At 67.8% G+C, this 16,708-nt stretch carries 20 protein-coding genes and 1 pseudogene; 15 read left to right on the top strand and 6 right to left on the bottom strand.

The window, feature by feature from the left end; genetic code table 11:
* Window positions 1-119 precede the first annotated feature (119 nt).
* From ABTV10_RS13400 to ABTV10_RS13360, 9 genes are all read left to right on the top strand, one after another.
* Window positions 120-1,586, top strand: coding sequence for an NAD-dependent succinate-semialdehyde dehydrogenase (locus ABTV10_RS13400; protein WP_499027612.1), 1,467 nt, complete (start codon window positions 120-122; stop codon window positions 1,584-1,586).
* A gap of 74 nt (window positions 1,587-1,660) precedes the next feature.
* Entirely contained in the window at window positions 1,661-2,317 is a 657-nt protein-coding gene (locus ABTV10_RS13395) for an HhH-GDP family DNA glycosylase (protein ID WP_499027610.1), read from the top strand.
* 17 nt (window positions 2,318-2,334) lie between these two features.
* The gene (locus tag ABTV10_RS13390; RefSeq protein ID WP_499027608.1) at window positions 2,335-2,793 is read left to right on the top strand and encodes a Na+/H+ antiporter subunit E; all 459 of its coding nucleotides are present in this window, start codon (window positions 2,335-2,337) and stop codon (window positions 2,791-2,793) included.
* The gene (locus tag ABTV10_RS13385; RefSeq protein WP_499027606.1) at window positions 2,790-3,044 is read left to right on the top strand and encodes a monovalent cation/H+ antiporter complex subunit F; all 255 of its coding nucleotides are present in this window, start codon (window positions 2,790-2,792) and stop codon (window positions 3,042-3,044) included. Before ABTV10_RS13390 ends, ABTV10_RS13385 begins: the two co-directional genes overlap by 4 nt.
* Window positions 3,041-3,346 (top strand): monovalent cation/H(+) antiporter subunit G, encoded by a 306-nt coding sequence (locus ABTV10_RS13380; protein ID WP_499027604.1) that lies wholly within the window; start codon window positions 3,041-3,043, stop codon window positions 3,344-3,346. The genes ABTV10_RS13385 and ABTV10_RS13380 overlap by 4 nt, the downstream gene beginning before the upstream one ends.
* Window positions 3,343-3,600, top strand: a complete 258-nt coding sequence (locus ABTV10_RS13375; RefSeq protein WP_499027602.1) for a hydrogenase subunit MbhD domain-containing protein — start codon at window positions 3,343-3,345, stop codon at window positions 3,598-3,600. Before ABTV10_RS13380 ends, ABTV10_RS13375 begins: the two co-directional genes overlap by 4 nt.
* The gene (locus tag ABTV10_RS13370; protein WP_499027599.1) at window positions 3,597-4,343 is read left to right on the top strand and encodes an MnhB domain-containing protein; all 747 of its coding nucleotides are present in this window, start codon (window positions 3,597-3,599) and stop codon (window positions 4,341-4,343) included. Before ABTV10_RS13375 ends, ABTV10_RS13370 begins: the two co-directional genes overlap by 4 nt.
* The gene (locus ABTV10_RS13365) at window positions 4,340-4,687 is read left to right on the top strand and encodes a sodium:proton antiporter (protein WP_499027597.1); all 348 of its coding nucleotides are present in this window, start codon (window positions 4,340-4,342) and stop codon (window positions 4,685-4,687) included. The genes ABTV10_RS13370 and ABTV10_RS13365 overlap by 4 nt, the downstream gene beginning before the upstream one ends.
* Window positions 4,688-4,694: 7 nt before the next feature.
* Window positions 4,695-6,533 carry a complex I subunit 5 family protein gene (locus ABTV10_RS13360; RefSeq protein WP_499027595.1) on the top strand — a complete coding sequence of 613 codons (1,839 nt, stop codon included), beginning with the start codon at window positions 4,695-4,697 and terminating at the stop codon, window positions 6,531-6,533.
* Between the two features lie 39 nt (window positions 6,534-6,572).
* On the opposite strand, the gene ABTV10_RS13355 is transcribed toward ABTV10_RS13360, so the two are convergent.
* Both ABTV10_RS13355 and ABTV10_RS13350 read right to left on the bottom strand, forming a co-directional pair.
* Entirely contained in the window at window positions 6,573-7,454 is an 882-nt protein-coding gene (locus ABTV10_RS13355; protein ID WP_499027593.1) for a DoxX family protein, read from the bottom strand.
* 114 nt (window positions 7,455-7,568) lie between these two features.
* Window positions 7,569-8,261 carry an MBL fold metallo-hydrolase gene (locus ABTV10_RS13350; RefSeq protein ID WP_499027591.1) on the bottom strand — a complete coding sequence of 231 codons (693 nt, stop codon included), beginning with the start codon at window positions 8,259-8,261 and terminating at the stop codon, window positions 7,569-7,571.
* Between the two features lie 153 nt (window positions 8,262-8,414).
* Between ABTV10_RS13350 and uvrA the strand changes: the two are divergent.
* Window positions 8,415-11,276 (top strand): annotated as a pseudogene (uvrA, locus tag ABTV10_RS13345) (excinuclease ABC subunit UvrA); the annotation flags it as partial.
* A gap of 242 nt (window positions 11,277-11,518) precedes the next feature.
* Here the strand turns inward: uvrA and ABTV10_RS13340 are convergent.
* The 4 genes from ABTV10_RS13340 to ABTV10_RS13325 form a co-directional block, all read right to left on the bottom strand.
* Entirely contained in the window at window positions 11,519-11,647 is a 129-nt protein-coding gene (locus ABTV10_RS13340) for a hypothetical protein (protein WP_499027589.1), read from the bottom strand.
* Window positions 11,648-11,949: 302 nt separating this feature from the next.
* Entirely contained in the window at window positions 11,950-12,081 is a 132-nt protein-coding gene (locus tag ABTV10_RS13335; protein WP_499027587.1) for a hypothetical protein, read from the bottom strand.
* Between the two features lie 195 nt (window positions 12,082-12,276).
* Window positions 12,277-12,402, bottom strand: a complete 126-nt coding sequence (locus ABTV10_RS13330; RefSeq protein WP_433604394.1) for a hypothetical protein — start codon at window positions 12,400-12,402, stop codon at window positions 12,277-12,279.
* A gap of 218 nt (window positions 12,403-12,620) precedes the next feature.
* Complete coding sequence (locus ABTV10_RS13325) at window positions 12,621-13,007, bottom strand: DUF1844 domain-containing protein (RefSeq protein WP_499027585.1); 387 nt, start codon at window positions 13,005-13,007, stop codon at window positions 12,621-12,623.
* 346 nt (window positions 13,008-13,353) lie between these two features.
* Here ABTV10_RS13325 and infC point away from each other — a divergent pair, with 346 nt between their 5' ends.
* From infC to pheS, 5 genes are all read left to right on the top strand, one after another.
* Window positions 13,354-14,013, top strand: a complete 660-nt coding sequence (gene infC / locus ABTV10_RS13320) for a translation initiation factor IF-3 (protein WP_499035178.1) — start codon at window positions 13,354-13,356, stop codon at window positions 14,011-14,013.
* 48 nt (window positions 14,014-14,061) lie between these two features.
* Window positions 14,062-14,256 (top strand): 50S ribosomal protein L35, encoded by a 195-nt coding sequence (gene rpmI, locus ABTV10_RS13315; RefSeq protein ID WP_433604390.1) that lies wholly within the window; start codon window positions 14,062-14,064, stop codon window positions 14,254-14,256.
* A gap of 60 nt (window positions 14,257-14,316) precedes the next feature.
* On the top strand, window positions 14,317-14,706 hold the full coding sequence (gene rplT / locus ABTV10_RS13310) for a 50S ribosomal protein L20 (RefSeq protein ID WP_031938929.1): 390 nt from the start codon (window positions 14,317-14,319) through the stop codon (window positions 14,704-14,706).
* A 23-nt stretch (window positions 14,707-14,729) separates the two neighbouring features.
* Complete coding sequence (locus ABTV10_RS13305; RefSeq protein WP_499027581.1) at window positions 14,730-15,530, top strand: TrmH family RNA methyltransferase; 801 nt, start codon at window positions 14,730-14,732, stop codon at window positions 15,528-15,530.
* Between the two features lie 105 nt (window positions 15,531-15,635).
* Window positions 15,636-16,706 carry a phenylalanine--tRNA ligase subunit alpha gene (pheS, locus tag ABTV10_RS13300; protein ID WP_499027579.1) on the top strand — a complete coding sequence of 357 codons (1,071 nt, stop codon included), beginning with the start codon at window positions 15,636-15,638 and terminating at the stop codon, window positions 16,704-16,706.
* Window positions 16,707-16,708 lie beyond the last annotated feature (2 nt).

Raw genomic sequence — 16,708 nt, 5'->3', positions numbered from 1 at the left:
AAGCGCCCAAGCAGTCTAGTGCGATGTGTGACCGCGTCGCAGAACTGCTGGTTGATCGGACGACTCTGCGGGTACGCGACGGTGGAACGTAGCCGACCGAGCCGACGGGAGCAACGAGCATGACCTCCACCAGCGTGCAGCCCATGAGCGCATCCGGACCCGATCCGACCCCCTTCCACACCGTCGACCCGTTCACCGGGCGATCCATCGCGGAGTACCCGTATCTCGTCGGTGAGCAGCTGGACGCGATAGTCGACCGTGCCGCCGCCGCGTTCGAGGACTGGCGTGACGAACCCGTCGAGCGGCGGGCCCGGGTTCTGTCGCGGGCCGCGGAGCTGTTGCGCGAACGTCAGGACGAACTGGCGGCGTCGGTGACCCGGGAAATGGGCAAATTGCTCGGCGAAGCCCACGCCGAGGTCGACCTGTCCGCCGCGATCTTCGACTACTACGCCGACCACGGCCCCGGATTCCTCCGGTCACAGCGGATCGAGGTCGAGGACGGAACCGCGGAGGTCGTGAACGAGCCGATCGGCGTTCTGCTCGGCATCGAACCCTGGAACTTCCCGATCTACCAGGTGGCACGCTTCGCGGCACCGAATCTCCTTCTGGGAAACGTGATCTTGCTCAAGCATGCGAGTTCGTGCGCTGGAACCGCGCTCGAGCTCGAGAAGCTCCTGGCCGACGCCGGGGCCCCGGAGGGGGTTTACAGCAATCTGTTTCTCCAGGTCTCCGATGTCGAGCGCGTCGTCTCGAACCCAGCCGTGCAAGGTACGTCGCTGACGGGAAGCGAGCGAGCCGGCGCGTCCCTGGCCGAGATCGCCGGAAGGCACCTCAAGAAGTGTGTGCTGGAGCTGGGCGGGAGCGATCCGTTCGTGGTGCTCGACGCCGACGACCTGGACGCGACGCTCGAGGCTGCCGCCGCCGGCCGCCTCGGCAATGCGGGGCAGAGTTGTGTCGCCTCGAAGCGGTTCATCGTCCCGGACACGATCTACGACGACTTCGTCGACGGACTCTCGCGGCGCTTCTCCGACCTGGTGGTGGGGGATCCTTCGGATCCGTCGACCACGCTCGGCCCGCTGTCGTCGGAGGACGAGGCACAGACACTGCTCGGGCAGATCGACGACGCGGTCGGCAAGGGGGCCGCGGTCACCGTCGGCGGATCGCGTCCGAGTGAACGCGGTCCGGACGGGAAAGGCGCGTTCGTCGAGGCGACGGTCCTCACGGGCGTGACTCCCGAGATGCGCGCGTTCGGCGAGGAACTGTTCGGACCCGTGGCAGTCGTGTACCGAGTCGCGGACGAGGACGAGGCCGTCGACCTCGCGAACTCGACCAGGTTCGGTCTCGGTGGCACGGTCTTCGGCGCAGACCCCGACCGTGCCCGTTCGGTCGCGGACCGTATTCGCAGCGGGATGGTCTGGATCAACCGTCCCACGTCGACCGCGCCCGAACTCCCGTTCGGCGGCGTCAAGAGTTCGGGATTCGGCCGCGAATTGAGCGAGCTGGGTCTGTTCGAATTCGCGAACCGCAAGTTGATTCGCGCGCTGCCGGCGGCTGATGCCGGGGATGAGCACGCGGCCACCGGCTGATCCGTCTCCGGCAGCAGGACGGTGGTTCGCAGAACCTGCAGTTTCATACGTCCCGAGCTCGGGTATTCGCGGGCATGGGCACGTCACGCAACGATTCGGATGTCGTCCACGGCCTTCTCGAACGCGCCGGCGAATCGTACGCGCAGCAGGCGCAGATCACACTGAAGGATCAGCCGAAGCCACTGTTCCAGTTGTTGGTTCTGTCGATGCTCCTGAGCACTCGGATCTCCGCCGAGATAGCCACGCGCGCAGCCCGGGAACTCTTCCACGCGGGGTGGCGAACGCCGGAGGCCATGGCGGGTGCGCCCAGGGCGGAGGTCATCGCAGCCTTGAAGCGGGGACACTATTCGCGCTACGACGAGAGCACCGCCACGCGGCTTCGGGAGGCTGCAGAGCGCGTCGGGGACGAATACCGCGGCGACCTACGCAAACTCGCTGAGCGAAGCGGACACGACGAGTCCGCGACCGCCCGACTCCTCGAGGAGTTCGACGGAATCGGGCCCGTCGGTGCGGAGATCTTCATGCGTGAAGTGCAGGACACGTGGCCCTGGCTGCGCCCGCACATGGACGAGCGGGTCCTCCGCGGCGCCGGCGAATTGCACCTGCCGCAGGATCCGTCGACGTTGATCGAGTTGTCGGGTTCCCGCGAGGTCGCACCGCTCGCGGCGGCATTGGTCCGGGTCACCATCGATTCGGAACTACGCGACGCGGTTCTCGCGGACAGCGATTGACGACGGGCATGAGGCACATGGCGGCGGTAGCCGAGATCGTCGTGTGGTGGTTCGTCGCGGCGGGCGTATGGCTGGTCACGGCGCCCGCGGTGGTCGCACCGGAGTTGATCGCGGCGGGACTGCTGTCGATTCCGTGTGCCTTCGCAGCGCACTGGGCTCGGCGCGCGAACGAGGGCGCGTGGAAGTTCGACGGGCGGTGGATCCGATGGGCGCTGTGGCTGCCGCCTTCGGTCGTCGTCGACACGCTCCGGCTCGCCCGGTCGACCTGTCGGCGTGAACCGGCGTCGATCGAGACCCTGACATTTCCACCGGGCACGCCGCGGGAATCCGCGGCTCGCCGAGCGTGCGCGGTGTGGGTCCTCGCGGCGACGCCGGGGACCGTCGTGCTCGACGCGGACCCCGAGACCGACACGGTCACGGTGCACTGCGTCGTCGGCGCCTCCTCGTCCTTGCGGAAGTCGGTGACGATGCAATGAGCCCGTGGATGTTCGTGGCCCTGACGCTGCTGGTCGGGTCCTTCGTGCCCGCCCTGTGGATCTCGTCCCGCGGTGACCCGCCCGCCCGCCTGGTCGGTCTCCAGCTCACCGGCGTGACGACGGTTCTCGTGCTGCTGTCGCTCAGTGTCGAGTGGGCGCGACCGGCGTATCTGATCGTTCCGTTGGCCGCGGCGGTGGTGTCGCTCACTGGCACGCTGGTCTTCACCCGGTTGCTGGGGCGGCAGCCGTGACAGCGGTGGTGTGTGTCCTGGCCGTCGCGGGCGCCGGCGTCGTCGTGGCCTCGACGCTGTCGAGCCTGGGTCTCGGAGCGTCCCCGGTCTTCGGGCGCCTGCACCTGCTCACCGTCTGCACTTCGCTCGGAGCGCCCCTGCTGGCCATCGCGCTGATTCTGGACCAGGGTCTGTCGGCGGCCTCCGGCATGATCGCCCTGACCGTGGCGCTGCTCGTGGGAACGGGACCCGCCGCCGGCGCCGCGATCGCGCGGATGACGGCGCACCGGGAAGGGCTCGTACGGTCGGAGGTGCCCGAATGACGGCGCTCGTGGCAGTCGCATTCACTCTGGTCGCGATTGCGGGCACCGCGGTGGCGCTGACCGCGGACCCCCAGCGACAGGCCGTGACACTCTCGGTCTTCGGGCTCAGCCTGACGTTGCTGTTCTTCACGCTCCAGGCGCCCGATGTGGCCCTGTCGCAACTGGTCATCGGTGCCGGGGTCGTGCCGCTCGTGGTGATGCTCACGATCCGGGCGATGCGGCGGGCCGAGTTGGTTCGAGGCGACGACGAATGAACCGGAATCTGCGCGTCGCGGTGTTCGTCACGGGCGTGGTGGGCATCGGTCTCCTGTGGGCCGTCGCCGTTGGTGACGTTCCCGGCTTCGGGCGATCCGAACACACGTACCGCGATCACGCGGTGCATGCGGCGCTGTCCCGCGAGACCGCGAACGTGGTGTCGTCGATCAACTTCGACCAGCGCGGCTTCGACACGCTGGGCGAGGAGACCATGCTGCTCGCCGCGGTCGTCGGCATCATGTCGCTGCTGCGTCCGGCGACCGAGGAGCGCGAGCTGCGTCCAGCGCAGCACGGTCGGGTGCTCGATGCGACACGACTCGTCGGATACCTACTGCTGCCCGTCACGCTCGTCGTCGGATTCGACATCGTCGTGCACGGGACCATCACGCCCGGAGGTGGGTTCCAGGGCGGCGTGCTCCTGGCTACCGGTCCGCATCTGCTCTACGTCGCGGGAAGCTATCGGGCCCTCGATCGGCTGCGCCCAGTGAACGCATTCGACGTGGCCGAGGCAGTCGCGTCTGCGGCATTCGTGGTGGTGGGCGTGGCCGGGACCGTTGCCGCCGGTGCCTTCCTCGCCAACTTCCTGCCCGTCGGCACCCTCGGCACCCTCACGTCGGCGGGAACCGTTCCGCTGCTCAACGTCGCGGTCGGCATCGCGGTGGCCGCCGGATTGACGGTGCTTCTCGCCCAGTTCCTGGCACAGGAGATCACCATCGTGCCGAAGGGAGAGTCACGACGATGAGCGTCTACGCCTACAGCGTCGCGGGTTGGCTGGTCCTGATCGGGGCATTCGGTGTCGTCCGCAGCCGAGACCTGGTGCACGCCATCGTCTGCCTCACCGTCGCGCAGTCGGGAACCTACGTACTGCTGATCGCGGTCGGCTTCCAGTGGGACGCGACCGCGCCGATCTTCGATTCCGGCGCGCCACCGTCCACCGACGTCGTCGATCCGGTCGTCCAGGCGATGGCCCTCACCGATATCGTCGTCGCCGCGACGGTCACCTCGCTGCTCCTCGCCCTGGCGATCCAGATCCACAAGCGTCACGGCACCGTCGACCCAGACGAACTCCGCGCACTGCACGGTTGAGGTGGCGGTGACGTCCGCCGCCGGCCAGGTACTGCCGATCCTCGTCGCCGCACCGATCGTGGCGGCGTGCAGCGTCATGGCCGTCGGCCCGTGGCTTCCCCGCGCGATCGTCAGTGCCACCGCGATCGCTACCGCCCTCGGTGTCGCGGTGGCAGCGGGCGGAGTGGCGATTGCGTCCGGTGGGGGCGCCGTCGTGACATGGGTGGGCGGATGGCGGCCCACCGACGGAACCAGCGTCGGCATTGCGCTGGTCGGCGACCCCATCGCGGTGTACTTCGCGATGTTCATCGGACTGGTGACCGTGATCGCGCTGGTGTACAGCCGCCGCGGACTGGACGAGGCCGACGTCCGCTATCACGCACTGGTGCTGCTCTTCCTGGCCGGGATGGAAGGCTTCGTACTCTCCGGCGACCTGTTCGACATGTTCGTCTTCCTCGAACTCATGGGCGTCGCGGCGTACGCGCTCACCGGGATCAAGATCGAGGACAGGTTCGCGATCCAGGGGGCGTTGAACTTCGGCATCGCGCAGTCCCTCGGTGCCTGCCTGACGCTCTTCGGCATCGGTCTGTTGTACGCGCAGGCGGGTCAGTTGGGCCTCGCGCAGTTGGGGCAGGCGGTGTCGGCGGGCGCATCCGACACTCTCATCGTGCTGACGTTCGTCCTGGTGTCGACGGGAATGCTGGTGAAGGCGGCGATCGTGCCGTTTCATTTCTGGTTGGCCGACGCGCACGCCGTCGCGCCGGCCGCGGTGTGCACGCTGTTCTCGGGCGTGATGGTGGAACTCGGCCTGTACGGCCTGTGGCGGGTGTACACCGTCGTCTTCTCGAACGTGCTGCCGTCCGGCCACATACGGCGTGCGCTGCTGGTGCTCGGCGTGACGACCGCGGTGGTCGGTGCCCTGATGTGCCTGGGCCAGCGCCACCTCAAGCGTCTGCTCGCATACTCGACGATCGCGCACATGGGCTTGTTCCTCCTGGCGCTGTGTGCCTTCGACGCCGAATCGGTTACAGCCACAGCCGTATTCATGGTGGGGCACTCGGGTGCCAAGGCCGCCCTGTTCCTCCTGGTGGGAGTGATGCTCGATCGGTACGGCGGGGTCGACGAATTCGATCTACAGGGCCGAGGGCGCGGCGAACGCCTCGGCCCCGTCCTCTACTTCGTGTCCGTCCTGGCACTTGCCGGCCTGCCACCGTTCGCGGTCGGGCTCGGTAAGGCGCTGTCGGAGGATTCGCTGGTCGGCGCCGGGTCGGGTTGGGCCCCTGTCGTGTTCGTCGCAGTCTCCGCGGCGACGGCCGGAGCGGCCATGCGCGCCGGGGCACGGTTCTACCGCGGCTGGGGTGTCGTGCCGGAGGAGATTCAGGGCTTGGCACCCGATGCCGAGGAGATGACCGGACGCGGAGAGGAACCCGACACCCGGCGCCTGCGTCGTGCTCCGATCAGCATGCTGGCGGCGGTGTTCGCGATGCTGGGGATCGCCGCGTCGCTCGGGCTGTGGCGTGGTGGCGTCGACGCGCTGACGCGAGCCGGCGCAGGATTCGTCGACGCCGACGCGTACATCGGTGCCGTGCTGTACGGAATCGAGCCCGTTCACGGGTCCGTCGCCGGTCCCTGGTGGACGAGCGACGTCGTCCTGTCGAACGTGGTGGGAGTACTCCTGGCGTGCGGCGTCGCCGCGGTGGGATTGCACTGGCGACGTTTCGAGAGACAGCTCGCTCCATGGATGCGCGCAGCGACGCCGGGAGTCCACGCGCTCCGCGTATGGCACTCCGGTCACATCGGCGACTACGTCGCCTGGATGTTCGCGGGAGTGGCGGTACTCGGTGCGCTCGTCGCGTTGCCCGTGTGACGGATCGGTGATCGCGCTGCTCGGCGCGGAGTCACGATGTCACTCCTGCAATTCGGCCGCCTTCGCTCGTGCGGTCGCCAGAGCCCGCTCGGCCTGTTTGCGCGCCCGCCTGCTCAGTTCCTCGCCTTGTTCGCTCGCAGCGGCGGCCCACTCCGTGCCTCGTTCACGTGCCAGGTGGGCGAACTCCGTGCCTCGTTCGCGCGCCAGGTGGGCGAACTCGGTGCCGCGCTCGCGGGCGAGTTCGGCCAGCGCCGGTCCGCGTTCGTGGGCGACCTCGCCGAGTTCGGTGCCGCGCTCCTTGGCCAGGTGAGCCAGGGCGGCGCCGCGAACTCGTGCGGCATCGAGGAGTTCGCCCCCTCGTTCACCGGCATGTTCGGCGGCCGTTCGGGCCCGATCGGACATCACGTGCAGGGTGTGCTCCGTGTCGGGTCCGTGCTCGCCCGACAACGCGTCGGCGACGGTGGCCTGTGCCTTGCGCGCGGCGCGTCTGCCGCGCCAACCCAGGGAGGGCTTGCCCTCGGTATCGACCGCCGCGATCAACAGCCCCCCGAGAATCGTCATGTTCTTGAAGAACTGCATGCGCTGCATTGCCCGCTGCTGCGGGTCGTCGACGTTCCAGAAGTCGTGGCCGGCCACAGTGGTCGGGATCAACGTCCCGGCCAGGATCAGCGAGGAGGCGCGGGGCGCCTTGCCGATTGCCAGCAACGCACCCGCGCCGATCTGTAGTGCTCCATTGAGCTTGACCAGTGTCTCGGGGTCGGACGGAAGCTTGTCGGACACAGCACCCGGCAGCGTCTCGATGCTCTTCTCGAGGAACGGTCCGGCGGCCTGGGCGGGTGGGCCAGGGTTACGGAGTGCTCCGATTCCACCGGCGATGAACACGGTGGAGAGCAAAGGGCGGGCAATTCGGCGAACGATCATGGTCGACCTCCCTACCTGGATGGTGGTTCCACCGTAGCCAGGTAGGGATGATCCGGCACGAGACGAGAACAAAGCGAGACCGAGACACGAAGACCGCGCCGGGTACCGCTCCAGTCACCAGCCCCGTTCGCGCCACTCCTGCAGGTGCGGGCGTTCGGTTCCGAGCGTGGAGTCCTTGCCGTGACCGGGGTAGAAGACGGTGTCGTCGGGGAACCGGCCGAACAGTTTCGTCTCGACGTCGTCCATCAGCGACGTGAATCGCTCGGCGTCGGGGGTCTTGCCGACCCCGCCCGGGAACAGCGAGTCGCCGGTGAAGAGGTGGACGCGACCGCCGGCGTCCTTCTCCGTCAGCGCCAGCGTGATGCCGCCCGGCGTGTGCCCGCTCAGATGTATCACCTCGAGAGTGAGATCGCCCACGCTCACCGTGTCGCCGTCCTCGAGGCTGCGCGCCGGCGTGACGGACAGGATCTCCGAGTCCAGGGGGTGCGCGGCGGTGGGCACTCCGGTCTTGCCGGCGACCTCGGCCAGCGCGAACCAGTGGTCGTGGTGCTGATGCGTCGTGACGATCAACTCGAGCCGCGGCGCCTGCTCGTCGATCAGCCGAAGGATGCGCTCGGCGTCGTTCGCGGCATCGATGAGCAGCGACTTCCCGGTCACGGAACACGTCACCAGGTAGGTGTTGTTGTCCATGGGGCCGACGGACATTTTGATGATGGTGGCGCCGGGGACGGTCCGGCGCTGCGCGGCCGAGCTGCCCGACAGGTCGCCGGTGTAGTCGTCGTCGATGGTGATGCGCTGCTGCTCCATGATCGGGAGGTTACCGTCGAATCGCGGTGTCGCCGCCCATAGCCGCCGATCATCGGGAAACCTGCTGGTCGGCGAGTTTGTCGGTGCCCGCGCCTACCATGGGCTGCGCCCGGACGAATGTCCGTGCGGGGTCGAACCGAGAAGGGAATACGTGTGGCGGATCGCCTGATCGTGCAAGGTGCACGCGAGCACAATCTGCGAGGGATCAATCTCGATCTGCCCCGTGACAGCCTGATCGTCTTCACAGGACTGTCCGGCTCCGGAAAGTCCAGCCTCGCGTTCGACACGATCTTCGCTGAGGGGCAGCGGCGCTACGTCGAGTCGCTGTCGGCGTACGCGCGCCAGTTCCTCGGACAGATGGACAAGCCCGATGTCGACTTCATCGAGGGGCTCTCGCCCGCGGTGTCGATCGACCAGAAGTCGACCAACCGCAACCCGCGCTCGACGGTCGGCACCATCACCGAGGTGTACGACTACCTGCGCCTGCTGTACGCGCGCGCCGGCACCGCGCACTGCCCGGTGTGTGGTGAGCAGATCGCCCGGCAGACGCCGCAGCAGATCGTCGACCAGGTCCTCGAGATGGAGGAGGGCACCCGATTCCAGGTGCTGGCCCCCGTGGTCCGCACCCGGAAGGGCGAGTTCGTCGACCTGTTCGAGCAGCTCAACGCTCAGGGTTACTCGCGCGTGCGTGTCGACGGTGTCGTGCACCAGCTCACCGATCCGCCGAAGCTGAAGAAGCAGGAGAAGCACGACATCGAGGTGGTCGTCGACCGCCTCACCGTGAAGGCCAGCGCGAAGCAGCGCCTCACGGACTCGGTCGAGACGGCCCTGCGACTGGCCGAGGGCATCGTGGTGCTCGACTTCGTCGACCGCGACGAGGACGCGCCCGACCGCGAACGCCGATTCTCCGAGAAGCTCGCGTGCCCCAACGCGCACCCGCTCTCGATCGACGACCTCGAGCCGCGCTCGTTCTCGTTCAACTCGCCGTACGGCGCCTGCCCCGAGTGCACGGGCCTCGGTATCCGCAAGGAGGTCGATCCCGACCTCGTCGTTCCGGATCCTGAACTGTCGCTCGAGGGCGGTGCGATCGCGCCGTGGTCGATGGGACAGAGTTCCGAATACTTCGGTCGCCTGCTGTCCGGTCTCGGCGACATCATGGGCTTCGACATGCAGACGCCGTGGAACAAGCTGCCGGCCAAGGCCCGCAAGGCGATCCTCGAGGGCAGCACCGAACAGGTGCACGTCAAGTACAAGAACCGCTACGGGCGCACCCGTTCGTACTACGCCGAGTTCGAAGGCGTCATGCCGTTCCTGCACCGGCGGCTCGAGCAGACCGAGTCGGAACAGATGAAGGAACGCTACGACGGCTACATGCGCGACATTCCGTGCCCCGCGTGCAACGGGGCGCGCCTGCGCCCCGAGATCCTGTCGGTGTCGATCTCGTCGGAGACCTACGGCGAGAAGTCGATCGCCCAGGTGTGTGAGCTGTCGATCGCGGACTGCTCGGCGTTCCTGAACAGCCTGACCCTCGGCGCCCGCGAGGAGGCCATCGCGGGGCAGGTACTCAAGGAGGTCCAGGCGCGACTCGGCTTCCTGCTCGACGTCGGCCTCGACTACCTGTCGCTCGCGCGCGCCGCCGGCACCCTGTCGGGCGGCGAGGCGCAGCGCATCCGACTGGCCACCCAGATCGGCTCGGGTCTCGTCGGCGTCCTGTACGTGCTCGACGAGCCGTCCATCGGCCTGCACCAGCGCGACAACCGTCGGCTCATCGAAACCCTCACGCGTCTCCGTGATCTCGGCAACACCCTCATCGTCGTCGAGCACGACGAGGACACCATCCGGACCTCGGACTGGGTGGTCGACATCGGACCCTTCGCCGGCGAACACGGCGGCCGCGTGGTGCACAGCGGACCCTACGAGGAACTCCTCACCAACGCCGAATCACTCACCGGCGCTTACCTTTCCGGCCGCAGCACGATCGACGTCCCGACCGAACGTCGCGCCGTCGATCGGAAGCGACAGGTCACCGTCGTCGGGGCTCGCGAGAACAACCTCAAGGGCATCGACGTGAGCTTCCCGCTGGGTGTGCTGACGTCGGTCACCGGCGTGTCCGGGTCGGGCAAGTCGACGCTCGTCAATGACATTCTCGCGACGGTGATGGCGAACAAGCTCAACGGTGCTCGTCAGGTGCCTGGCCGCCACACGCGGATCAACGGTCTCGACCAGCTCGACAAGCTCGTGCAGGTCGACCAGTCGCCGATCGGTCGCACCCCGCGCTCGAACCCGGCGACCTACACCGGCGTGTTCGACAAGATTCGAACCCTGTTCGCGGCGACCACCGAGGCGAAGGTGCGCGGCTACCAGCCGGGTCGCTTCTCGTTCAACGTCAAGGGTGGTCGGTGTGAGGCATGCTCGGGCGACGGCACCCTGAAGATCGAGATGAACTTCCTGCCGGACGTCTACGTGCCGTGCGAGGTGTGCCACGGTGCGCGGTACAACCGCGAGACGCTCGAGGTGCACTACAAGGGCAAGACCATCGCCGAGGTCCTCGACATGCCGATCGAGGAGGCCGCCGAGTTCTTCGAGCCGGTCACCTCGATCCACCGCTACCTCAAGACGCTGGTCGAGGTCGGTCTGGGCTACGTGCGCCTCGGGCAGCCGGCGCCGACGCTGTCCGGTGGTGAGGCGCAGCGCGTCAAGCTCGCCGCGGAACTGCAGAAGCGCTCGACCGGACGCACCGTCTACGTGCTGGACGAGCCCACGACGGGCCTGCATTTCGAGGACATCCGCAAGCTGCTCAAGGTGGTGAACGGGCTCGTCGACAAGGGCAACACCGTCATCGTGATCGAGCACAACCTCGACGTCATCAAGACGTCGGACTGGATCGTCGACATGGGTCCCGAGGGCGGATCCGGCGGCGGCACCGTCGTCGTCGAGGGAACCCCCGAGGATGTCGCGGCGGTTCCGGAGAGCTACACCGGCCGGTTCCTCAAGGAGGTTCTCGCGGCTCCCGCGGCGGTGGCCGGGAACGGTGCAGCCGCCGACAAGGCGACGACCCGGAAGGCCACCTCGGCGCCGCGCAAGCGGGTCCGGAAGCCGGCAGCGGTCGGCTAGGCGACGTCGATTCGGCCTGCGCGGTGGCGCCGACCGGGCGCATGGGCGGGCCGTGCGACAGGGGTGACACGCGAAAGCGGTGGGGGACCGAGCATCCCCCACCGCTTCGGGGGATCTGTGGTCCCGACTTGCTGGACCGGGATCTACGAGAGGGCGTACGTGTCCGGGTACATCACCGACCCGAGCAGCATTCCGAGCAGCGAGCAGGGGGATATCGAGCCGGATAGCGAGCCGAGATTCGGGCAGTAGCCAATAGGGTTTTCGATGACCATGTATTGCTCCTTCGGTGCGGTTCTGTTTGTGGGCGAACCCCGCGCGTTGACGTGTCGCACGCGCTCCGCATGCTGGCCGGCGGGGCCGGTGGCCGAGTCATCCGCGCAGATTGGGGTCGGGTGGGCGGCCGCGTCGGCTGGTCGAGTCGGTTCGACGCGCGACGTGGCGGGGGCCGGGGTGCAAGTGGTGGACCGTGAAATGGGGGGCGACACACGAAAGCGGTGGCGGATCGAACGTCCCCCACCGCTTCGGTGGATCCCGGGTCCGGGCTTGCCGGACTGGGGTTACTTCTCGGCCTTGATCACAGGTCGCCCAGCTTGCCGGGGTCGAGGCTGGTGAGGGGCAGGATGATTGCGACCAGGGGGCCGAGTGAGCCGAAGGCGAAGTCGACCACGGGCGCCAGGGCGTCGAGAACGGTGGTGTTCGATCCCATCAGAAAGCTCCTTCGGTACAGGTTCTCCTTGCGGTGAACCCTGTGTGGCGGTGCATGAACCGGTGTCACGCGATGAGTGCGGTATCGAATACGAAGGCCCGAGGTTGGCGGTCGTGCCGGCCGACGCTTCATGCCTGTTTCGGGTATTTCCGTCGGTCAGCTCACGGGGCGGACCTGTCCGCTCAGGCTGGAGATCTACGGACTGGTGGCTGGCGGCTGATTCGCGGCGGTGGACGCTGCGAGCAGCTGATCGAGTATCCCCGGGAGGGCCTCCTTGGGGTCGAAGCCGAGAAGCTTGGCGATCGAGAGGAGCGATCCCATTCGTGTCTCCTAGGTGTCGGCCCGACTGGCGCCGTGCCCGGTGGGGGAGAGGTGGTCTCCGTTATGCCGTCGGGGACGGTATCAACCGATCGGGAGGGTTCGAGGCGGTTTGACGCAAACCGCGGTTCCAGTGCATTCGTCTGGTGAAGCGCACGAAGCCCGCACCCCGGAAATGTCCGGATGCGGGCTTCAGCGAGCGTGCGGGTCGGGAAGTCGGCTCAGTAGACCGGGCCGGTGTACTTCTCGCCGGGGCCCTTGCCGGGCTCGTCCGGATGCGCGGACGTCTCGCGGAACGCGCGCTGGAGCGCCTGCAGTCCCTCGCGGATCGGGCCGGCGTGCGGGCCGAGGTACTCGACGGACGCGGTGACGAGTCCGGCGAGCGCGGTGATCACCCGGCGGGCCTCGTCGAGGTCGAGGTGGGGACTGTTCTCCGGATCAGGATCCGACAGGCCCAGCTTCTCGGCGGCCGAGCTCATGAGCATGACGGCGGCGCGGCTGATCACCTCGATGGCGGGAACGTCGGCGAGATCGCGGACGTCGTCGAGGTCGGCGATGTCGTCCTCGGCGTGCTGGACGGCGTCGGCAGGGTCGGGGTTCTGCGTCATGCTGTCAGGATTCCATCGTGGACGGTGCTCGATTCGCCCGGGTCGTAGACCGCGGCGCGATTCGATACGCGGCTCGTTTGATGTTAAGCTTTGCGTCACGACCGCCCTCGGCTCTGGCCAGGGCAGCAAAGTGGAGTCCGACTCCCACCTCTGCGCGGCGCCGAATGGTGCAGTTCAGTGGTCCGGTCGCCGCCAGGGACAACTTCCTGGGCGGCTCCTTCGGTCATCTGAAGGGATGCTAGGTCCGAGGTCTCGGAACTGGCATTGCACCGGTCGACATCGGGCCCCGCACGGCGAGCAATTCGCCGACGCGGGGCTTTCTTGTTGAGGTACGAGGGCGCACGGGCTGCGGCGCGGTCAACGGACTGCACCGCACTACCTAGGAGGCCCCATCAGCACTGAGACCCGCATCAACGAGCGCATCCGAGTTCCCGAGGTTCGCCTCATCGGACCCGGTGGTGAGCAGGTTGGGATCGTGCGTGTCGAGGATGCGCTTCGCGTAGCACTCGAGGCCGACCTCGACCTGGTCGAGGTGGCTCCCGATGCCCGTCCGCCGGTCTGCAAGATCATGGACTACGGCAAGTTCAAGTACGAGACGGCGCAGAAGGCGCGTGAGTCGCGGAAGAACCAGCAGCAGACCGTCATCAAGGAGCAGAAGCTCCGTCCCAAGATCGACGATCACGACTACGAGACCAAGAAGCGGAACGTCATCCGCTTCCTCGAGGCCGGTTCGAAGGTCAAGGTCACGATCATGTTCCGTGGTCGCGAGCAGTCCCGGCCCGAGCTCGGGTTCCGTCTGCTGCAGCGTCTCGGTGCCGATGTCGCGGACCTCGGTTTCGTGGAGACCTCCGCGAAGCAGGACGGCCGCAACATGACGATGGTGCTCGCCCCGCACAAGGGTGCGAAGACGCGCGCGAAGGCCCAGGAAGGTGCGCAGGCCGCACAGCCCACGCAGCCGAAGCCGGCCGCGGGTGACGGTGGCGCCGCGCCGTCGCCGAGCGCCTAGCCCGACCACGCTAGACCGAAGTACAGAAACACAAGAACTGAGGACTCCATGCCCAAGTCGAAGACCCACAGCGGCACCGCGAAGCGATTCAAGGTGTCCGGTAGCGGAAAGATCCTGCGCCAGAAGGCCGGACGTCGCCACCTGCTCGAGCACAAGAGCTCGCGCGTGACCCGTCGCCTGGACGGCAAGGCCGTCGTCAGCGACCAGGATGCGCCCCGCATCAAGCGCCTGCTCGGCATCTGAGCACTTCCCCTACTTGACCGCACGGGGCAGCAGCGCCCCGAAGATTGACAGGATTTTGCAGTGGCACGCGTAAAGAGGGCAGTCAACGCCCAGAAGAAGCGTCGTTCGATTCTCGAGGCCTCGAGCGGCTACCGCGGACAGCGTTCGCGCCTGTACCGCAAGGCCAAGGAGCAGCAGCTCCACTCGATGACCTACGCCTACCGTGACCGTCGCGCGCGCAAGGGCGACTTCCGGAAGCTGTGGATCGCTCGTATCAACGCTGCGGCTCGGGCCAACGACATCACCTACAACCGCTTCATCCAGGGCCTGAAGGCTGCGGGTGTCGAGGTCGACCGCAAGATCCTCGCCGAGCTGGCCGTCTCGGACGCCGCCGCGTTCGCCGGCCTGGTGGCCGTTGCGAAGGCTGCGCTGCCTGCCGACGTCAACGCTCCGGCCGGAGAAGCGGCCTGAGTCAGCTGTTCCAGAACCGACCCGTGGACCCGTTCACCGAACGGACTCCACGGGTCGTTTCTGCTGTCAAGCTCCTGCGCGGCGCAGAGCGCAGGAAGGCGGGGCGGTTCCTCGCGGAGGGCGAGAACTCGGTCAGCGAGGCGCTGGCCTGCACCACCGTTCACGAGCTGTTCTTCACCGAGCACGCCGGTGAGCGGTACCGCGACCTGGTCGAGACCGCGCACGGCGCCGGAGTGCGGACGTCCCTGGTCACCGATCGCGCGATCCGCGCCATGAGCGACACCGTCACCCCGCCCGGCGTAATCGCGGTGTGCGATCTTCTGGATGTTCCGCTGACGGAGGCGGTGACGCCCGACACCCGCCTGCTGGCGGTGCCCGTCGCGATCGCCGAACCCGGCAACGCCGGTACCGTGATCCGGGTCGCCGACGCGGTCGGGGCCGACGCCGCGATCCTCGCCGGCGACAGCGTCGACCCGCACAACGGCAAGTGTGTGCGGTCCTCCGCCGGGAGCCTGTTCCACCTGCCGATCGTGCGGGAACGCGACACCGACGCCGTCTTGGGTGCGCTCACCGCCGCAGGTATCCAAATCCTCGCGACGGCCGCCGACGGCGAGGTGGACCTCGACGAGGCCGACGACCTGCTGGCCCGTCCCACCGCGTGGCTGTTCGGCAACGAGGCCCACGGCCTCGATCCGGCGGTCGCCGCCCGCGCCGACCACCGGGTGCGGATCCCGATCCGGGGTCGGGCCGAGAGCCTCAATCTCGCCACCGCTGCGTCCATCTGCCTGTACGCGAGCGCGCGCGTCCAGCATCGGAGCGCATGACGGTCCGTCGAACTCGGTCGAACCGTCCTGGGCCGATCGCCTAGGATTCGAGTGTTGTGCCCGCGCGCGCTGATATCCATCGATAGACAAGGAGTTGCACCGGTCGTGGCTAAGAATGAGGGCGGTGCCCCGCCGACTGTCGATGCGAACGCGCTCACCGAGGAGGCGCTCGGTGCCGCGGCAATCGCCGCCGAGCAGGCCTTCGCGGCGGCTTCCGATCTCGACGAACTCGCCAAGGCCAAGATCGACCACCTCGGTGACAAGGCGCCGATCGCGCTCGCGAAGCGCGGTCTGGGCGCACTGCCCAAGGAGGAACGGTCCGAGGCGGGCAAGCGGGTGAACGTGGCCCGCACCCGCGTCTCCACCGCGTTCGAGGCGCGCCGCGAGGTGCTGCTCGCCGAGCGCGACGCAGCCGTGCTGGTCGCCGAGGCGATCGACGTGACGCTGCCGTCCGATCGTCGGCCCGCGGGTGCACGGCATCCGATCACGATCATCTCCGAGCAGATCGCCGACGTGTTCGTCGGCATGGGCTGGGAGATCGCCGAGGGCCCTGAGGTCGAGACCGAGCACTTCAACTTCGACGCGCTCAACTTCCTGCCCGACCACCCGGCCCGCACGATGCAGGACACGTTCCACATCGCGCCGGAGGGCTCGCGTCAGGTGCTCCGCACCCACACCTCGCCGGTGCAGGTGCGCACGATGCTCTCCCGTGAGATCCCGATCTACGTGGTGTGCCCGGGCCGGACGTTCCGCACCGACGAACTCGATGCCACCCATACCCCGGTCTTCTCCCAGATCGAGGGTCTGGCCGTGGACAAGGGCCTGACCATGGCACACCTGCGGGGCACGCTCGACGCCTTCGCCCGCGCGCTGTTCGGGCCGGAGACGCGAACCCGTATGCGCCCCAACTACTTCCCCTTCACCGAGCCGTCGGCCGAGGTGGACGTGTGGTTCCCGAACAAGAAGGGCGGCGCCGGCTGGGTCGAGTGGGGTGGCTGCGGCATGGTGAACCCGAACGTGCTGCGCGCGTGCGGAATCGACCCCGACGAGTACTCCGGCTTCGCGTTCGGCATGGGCCTCGAGCGGACCCTCCAGTTCCGCAACGGCATCCCCGACATGCGCGACATCGTCGAGGGCGACGTGCGATTCACGCTGCCCTTCGGTGTCCAGGCCTGATC

Source organism: Paraburkholderia sp. RHO2 (assembly GCF_050955445.1).
In the GTDB taxonomy this organism is placed as follows: domain Bacteria; phylum Actinomycetota; class Actinomycetes; order Mycobacteriales; family Mycobacteriaceae; genus Prescottella; species Prescottella agglutinans_A.
The sequence above is the reverse complement of the archived record's forward strand: the minus strand, read 5'-3'. Positions and strand labels throughout refer to the sequence as shown.